The sequence below is a fragment of the Halorubrum kocurii JCM 14978 genome, assembly GCF_000337355.1.
Lineage (GTDB): Archaea > Halobacteriota > Halobacteria > Halobacteriales > Haloferacaceae > Halorubrum > Halorubrum kocurii.
Genome location: NZ_AOJH01000033.1, coordinates 1 through 5,698, shown reverse-complemented (window position 1 = coordinate 5,698; position 5,698 = coordinate 1). Strand labels below are relative to the sequence as shown.

5 protein-coding genes are annotated in these 5,698 nt (G+C 69.1%); 4 read left to right on the top strand and 1 reads right to left on the bottom strand.

What is annotated here, in order from left to right; translation table 11 throughout:
- Positions 1 to 813: 813 nt before the first annotated feature.
- Positions 814 to 1,998 (bottom strand): hypothetical protein, encoded by a 1,185-nt coding sequence (locus tag C468_RS04285; RefSeq protein ID WP_008847642.1) that lies wholly within the window; start codon positions 1,996 to 1,998, stop codon positions 814 to 816.
- A 385-nt stretch (positions 1,999 to 2,383) separates the two neighbouring features.
- Between C468_RS04285 and C468_RS04280 the strand changes: the two genes are divergently transcribed.
- The 4 genes from C468_RS04280 to tnpA form a co-directional block, all read left to right on the top strand.
- Positions 2,384 to 2,551, top strand: coding sequence for a hypothetical protein (locus tag C468_RS04280; protein ID WP_008847641.1), 168 nt, complete (start codon positions 2,384 to 2,386; stop codon positions 2,549 to 2,551).
- Positions 2,552 to 2,672: 121 nt separating this feature from the next.
- The gene (locus C468_RS04275) at positions 2,673 to 4,331 is read left to right on the top strand and encodes a DUF255 domain-containing protein (RefSeq protein WP_008847640.1); all 1,659 of its coding nucleotides are present in this window, start codon (positions 2,673 to 2,675) and stop codon (positions 4,329 to 4,331) included.
- A 145-nt stretch (positions 4,332 to 4,476) separates the two neighbouring features.
- Entirely contained in the window at positions 4,477 to 5,283 is an 807-nt protein-coding gene (locus C468_RS04270; RefSeq protein ID WP_008847639.1) for a TrmB family transcriptional regulator, read from the top strand.
- A gap of 166 nt (positions 5,284 to 5,449) precedes the next feature.
- The coding region (tnpA, locus tag C468_RS04265; RefSeq protein ID WP_049912004.1) for an IS200/IS605 family transposase at positions 5,450 to 5,698 on the top strand (249 nt) is incomplete at its 3' end.

The window sequence follows — 5,698 nt, the reverse complement described above, 5'->3', positions numbered from 1 at the left end:
TAGGTGTTTCGGATATTGTCTCATTAGCGGCGGCGAGGCCGCCTCCGAAGGCCGTTCGGAATCGCTCCGTTCCGACCTGACCTTACCCTGTGATACGAACTGACACCACTTGAAACTGCGGACTTTGGAAACTCGGTGATACCACCGAACCGTGGTTCGTGTAGAGTTCTGTCGGATTCATCCTGCGGCTAAAGCTGCAGGTATTCTCCTCGAATCTCTATAACTGATCGACGACTCGCTGATCGACGACGAGGACCCAACGCCCCGGCCGCTCGTTTATAAACAGCTAACTGCGGATCGGCGGCGAACGTCTCCAAGCCCCAGTCGCGACGACTCGCGCGCTTTGCTGCGCTCCGCGTCACTCGCTCCGCTCGTTCCTGCGGTGTTGCTGCAGCGTGTTGCGTCCTCGCGACTGCCCCTTTGAATCCCGCCCCGCCCTGCACAGCAACCACCGGAAGACGTTCCTGCTCGCTCACTGCGTTCGCTGCGCGGGCTGCGACTTCCGTGCTCCCGCTCGCTCCCTTCGGTCGCTCNTCACTGCGTTCGCTGCGCGGGCTGCGACTTCCGTGCTCCCGCTCGCTCCCTTCGGTCGCTCACGGGACCGCAGCCTCACGCCTCCCCTGCCTCGTCGCTCGCCTCCGGCGAGCGACTCCCTCGCGCGTGTACCTCGCGCCCTGCGGGCGCTCGGCGGCGCGCAGGACGAGAGCGTAGCTCTCGCTTGCAGCCGGCGACAACGCCGCCGGCGACGCCACCGCCTCGTTCTTGATAAACGATCGACGCCGGCGCTTCGAAGGCGCTCCGAACTCGACCGCGCTACCCGACGTAGTCGAACGCGACGGCGAGGTCGGCGGCGCCGAAGAAGACGAATCGGTACCGACCGGGAACCAGATCCGGACACACCCGGAGGGAATCGGCGTGCGGCCCGCCTTCGACGAGCCCGGACTCGGTCATCTCGAACTCCCAGTCGAGCGTCTCGCCGGGGTCGACGCCGATCGCCTCGTCGGTGTAGCCGAAGGTCGCGTCGCCGTCGGTCCCGCGGAGTTCGGTCCACCCCTCCTCGGTGCGGATTCCTAGGTTGTACTTCCCCTGGTTCCCGACGTACGCCGTGCGGCCGGAGACGTTCGTCAGCTCGATCCGGAACCGGTCGCCGCGAGCGACGGCGAAGTCGTCGCTCCCCCCGTCATCGCTCGTGTCGGTCACAACGCGGAGCGCGAGCGGGCCGTCGCCGCCCGCGTCGCTGCCGGCCCCGCCCCCGCCGCCCCAGTTGACCTCGCCCTCGTACATCTGCGGGTGGCGCTCGAACCCCTCGTCGCCGCACTCGAACGTCGCGGGGACGGACGACGGCTCGCCGTCGGGGCGGACGCCGCCGGGGAGCGCCTCCGGGTCGAGGGCCCCGTCGTCACCGGTCAGCTCCGCGGTCTCCCCCCAGCCGTTCGTCACCGACAGCCGGATCGCGTCCGGCAGCGGATCGGCGGTGACCCGGAGCAGCGCGGCGGAGAAGGTGATCGCCTCGCCGCAGGCCTCGTCGTCCGCGGCGGTGTTCCGGACGGTCGCGCTCCCGACCAGCGTGCCGTCCTCGACGCCGACGTCGGCGAAGTCGATCCGGTTGTGGCAGGTGGTCGGCCCGACCGACTCGACGTACGCGAGCACGGACGACGAGAAGTCGGTCGCCTCGACGAACTCCCTCGTCTCCGCGGAGCCCTCGTCCAACGGCCACCGGGTCTCGTCCTCGTCGGTGAACAGCGTGCAGAAGCCGCGCCGCGACTCGCGGTCCCACGAGGGACCCGAAAGGGCCGAGCCGACCTGGTGGGTCGCCGTGTCGGTGACGCCGGACCCGCCGTCGCTCCCGTCTCCGTCGCTCCCGTCGCTCCCGTCTCCGTCGTTCCCGTCGCTCCCGTCTCCCGCACCGGGATCGACATCGTCGACGCAGCCGGCGAGGGCGACGGCGCTTCCGGTACCGATGCCGTAGAGGGCCGTCCGACGCGTGAGTTCGGTCATAACGGGCGTCGCTACGACGGCCCTACATAAGGGCTTCCCGTAGGCGCAAACGACTCTCTGTGCTACGGCGGCGTCGATTCCGGCCCGGGCGTCGGTTCCGGTTCGGGCGTCGCCCGGGGTCGACCGCCGGTCCGCACCGCCAGTCGGCGTCGATCGAACCGTCACATCGACGATCGTCGTCAGCCGGTGAAAAAGCTTCATGAAGCTCGATAAAGTGTTAAATCGCTTCTGAGGCCGTTTTAAAACGTCGCGGACCCGCGAGAAAACGTGGTAAAATCGTCCGAACCCTCTGCGGGCTATATGAGGTCACCCGTTGTAGGAAGAGGTGTCCATGTCATCCCCCGCTTCAACGCGCCTCGGATCCGGCCGGCAAGTGGCCGGACTGATGACCGGAACGGTGAAGGCCGCCGCCTTCTGGGCGGCGGTCGCCATCCCGGCCACGTACCCCGTGCTCCTCTACATGGGGCTCGAAGGGACCACCGGTCTGCTGTTCGTCGGGCTGCTGTTCGCGAACGCGATCGCGCTCGCGATCGGTCACGACCACAAGCGCTGAGGCCGCCGCGCCCTCCGAGTCGAACCGCGAGACGACCGAACGCCCTCCGCTCCGGCCGACGAGTCGCCCGTCCGTCGATCGCTCTCGAAGCGCTTACCCACCGGCCGGCCCGACTGACGGTATGACCGACGAGACGCACGTCGAGTGGCGCGACTGGGGCGCCGAGGCCTTCGCCGAGGCCGACGAGCGGGACTGTCCGGTCCTGCTTTCGCTGTCCGCCACCTGGTGTGAGGGCTGTCACGAGATGGACGCGATCACCTACGCGGAGCCGCGGATCGCCGCCAACGTCAACGAGGGGTTCGTCCCGGTCCGCGTCGACGTCGACCGCCACCCGCGGGTGCGCGAGCGGTACAACATGGGCGGATTTCCGACGACCGCCTTCCTCACACCCGACGGGAAACTGCTCACCGGCGCGGGCTACCTCGACGTGGACGGGATGCGACAGGTGCTCGAATCGGTCCGACAGATGTGGGCCGAGAAGGGCAGTGACGCCGGCCGAGTTCCGCGCGCGCTCGACGCCGACCTCCCCCCGAGCGGGGAGCTATCGGACGCGATCGAGAGCCACCTCGCCGGCCAGATCGAAGTGAAGTACGACGAGGAGTACGCCGGCTGGGGGTCGGACGCGAAGTTCCCGCTGCCTCGCACCGTCGAGTTCGCGCTGAAGCGCGACCGCGACCGCGCCCTCCGGACGCTCGACGCGGTGCGCGACCACCTCGCCGACGACGTGGCCGGCGGCTTCTTCCGGTTCGCGGGGACCCCCGACTGGGGCGACGTGGCCTACGAGAAGCCGATCGACACGAACGCCGCCGTCACCCGAGCGTTCGCGAACGCCTACCTCTATACGGGCGACGAGGCGTACCTGGAGCCCGCGAGCGACGCCGTCGACTTTCTCACCGACGACCTCTGGACCGGCTACGGCGTCGGCGGGAGCGTCGGGCCGGGGCTCGGGCGCGCCTACTACGCCGCCGCCGCCGCTGACCGCGATGAGCTCGACTCGCCCCGCCGGGACCTCACCGTCTTCGCGGGCGGGAACGCACTCGCGGCCGACGCCCTGCTCGCGGTCGCCGCCTACACCGACGACGAACGCGCCCGCGAGTACGCCGAGCGGATCCTCGACGGACTCGAACGCGATCTGATCGACACCGACTCAGGCGCGGTGACCCGCTACCGCGGGAGCGACGAGGTCGGCGAGACGGACGTTCTCGCCGACGCCGCCCGCGTCGTGAGCGCGTACGCCCGCGCCGCCGGCGTGCTGGGCGAGGGGGCCGCCGTCGCCCGCGCGGTCGCGGACCGAGCGATCGACCGACTGCACGTCGACGGCTCCTTCGTCGACGGGCCGCGCTCGGGCGCGGGGCTGCTCGACCGCCCCTTCCGTCCGCTCGACGGCAACGTGGAGATGGCGACCGCGCTGCTCGACTTGGCGGCGCTGACCGGCGCGGAGCGCTACGAGTCGGTCGCCCGCGAGACGGCCGAGTCGTTCGCCGGCGCGACCGAGCGCCTGAGCGTGCAGGTCGCCGGGTACGGCAGCCTCGCGGGGCGGCTCCTCCGCGGCACCACCGTCGTCGCGGTCGGCGACGAGCCGGGGAGCGACCTGCACCGCGCCGCGTGGCGAGTCGCGGACCACGAGAAGGTGGTCGTCCCGAACGCCCACCGCGAAGACGCGCCCGCGCCCCGGTCGGTGCCGGCGGGGGCCGCTGTCGTGCTCGCCGGGGACGCCGCCTCCGAGCCCGCGGAAACACCGGACGAGTTGATGACGCGAGTCGCCGAGACGGTCGAGTGACGCTCCCGGGGCGCGGGGCGCTCTCGAAACCGGCGACGCGGTCCGGTACCGGCACGTTCGCGTTGCACGCGGTCGCGCTCGACGACCACCGAGACCCTGTGTAAACCGCCGACGTGTTTATACGGATCCCGACGGATGGGTGGGTATGGCATCTCTCCGCGACCTGGGGCTCTCCGAGTACGAGGCCCGCGCGTACCGCGCGCTCTTGCGCACCGGGCCGACGACGGCGAAGGACCTCTCGCGGGCCAGCGAGGTCCCGATGGGGCGGGTGTACGACGTGCTCAACAGCTTGGAGCAGCACAGCCTGGTCCGGAGTCAGGCGGCCAGCCGACCGAAGAAGTACGCGGCGGTGGAGCCGGACGCCGCGCTCGACCGGCTGTTGGAGGAGAAGAAGCGAGAGCTCGAGACGCAGGCCGAGCAGTACGAGGAGGTCGTGTCGGACCTCTCGACGGAGCTCGACACGGGCGAGCCCGTCGACGGGCAGTTCTGGACCGCGGCCGTCGGCGCGGAAGACGCCACCGACCTCCTCTTAGAGCGGATCGCGGCCGCCGAACGCCGGATGGTCGTCGTCGCCGGCGCGCCCGCGACCGGCTTCGACCTCGGGACGATCGGCGACCGGGTGACCGACGAGCTGGAGGCCGCGTTGGACCGCGGGGTAGAGATCCGCGTGCTGCTGTCGCCGAAGACCGTCGACGCGCTCCCGCGGAGCGTCGGCCGGCGGTACACCGCCGAGCTCTCCGACATGCCGGGGTTCGAGGTACGGACGATCGCCGGCGTCGACGGGACCTTCTCCGTGTTCGACGGGATCGAGGTGTGTATCGAGGTGCCGCACCCGCTCTCCGTCGACGAGCCGTTCGCGATGATCGACGTGAAGGACGCGGAGTTCGCGGCGAGCGTCAAAGACCAGTTCGAGCCGCAGTGGGCGGAGGCGGAGCCATTGACGTTCGGATAAGCGGGACGGCGATCGGGGACCGAACCGCGCTTACGGAAAATACGAGGCGAAAGCCTCGCGCTTCAGCGCGGGGATGAAGCCGACCAACAGTATTCAACCGCCGTCAATGGCATAGACGGGGTTCCAACGCAGTCTTTAAGCCGCCCGACCGTGATAGTATACATAGATAGTAAAGAGTACCCGTCACGCGAAATATGAACTCTACTACCACATAGTGTTCGTACCGAAATATCGGCTTTCGCACCTGACGGGGGAGACGAAGGGACGTCTCGAAACCATCTTCGCGGAAATCTGTGAGGACAAGGGCCTCGAACTGGTCGAGTGCAAAGTCATGCCCGATCACGTACACCTGTTCATCGGAAGTCCACCGAAGAACGCCCCGTCGCTCATCGTCAACTGGATCAAGGGCATCTCC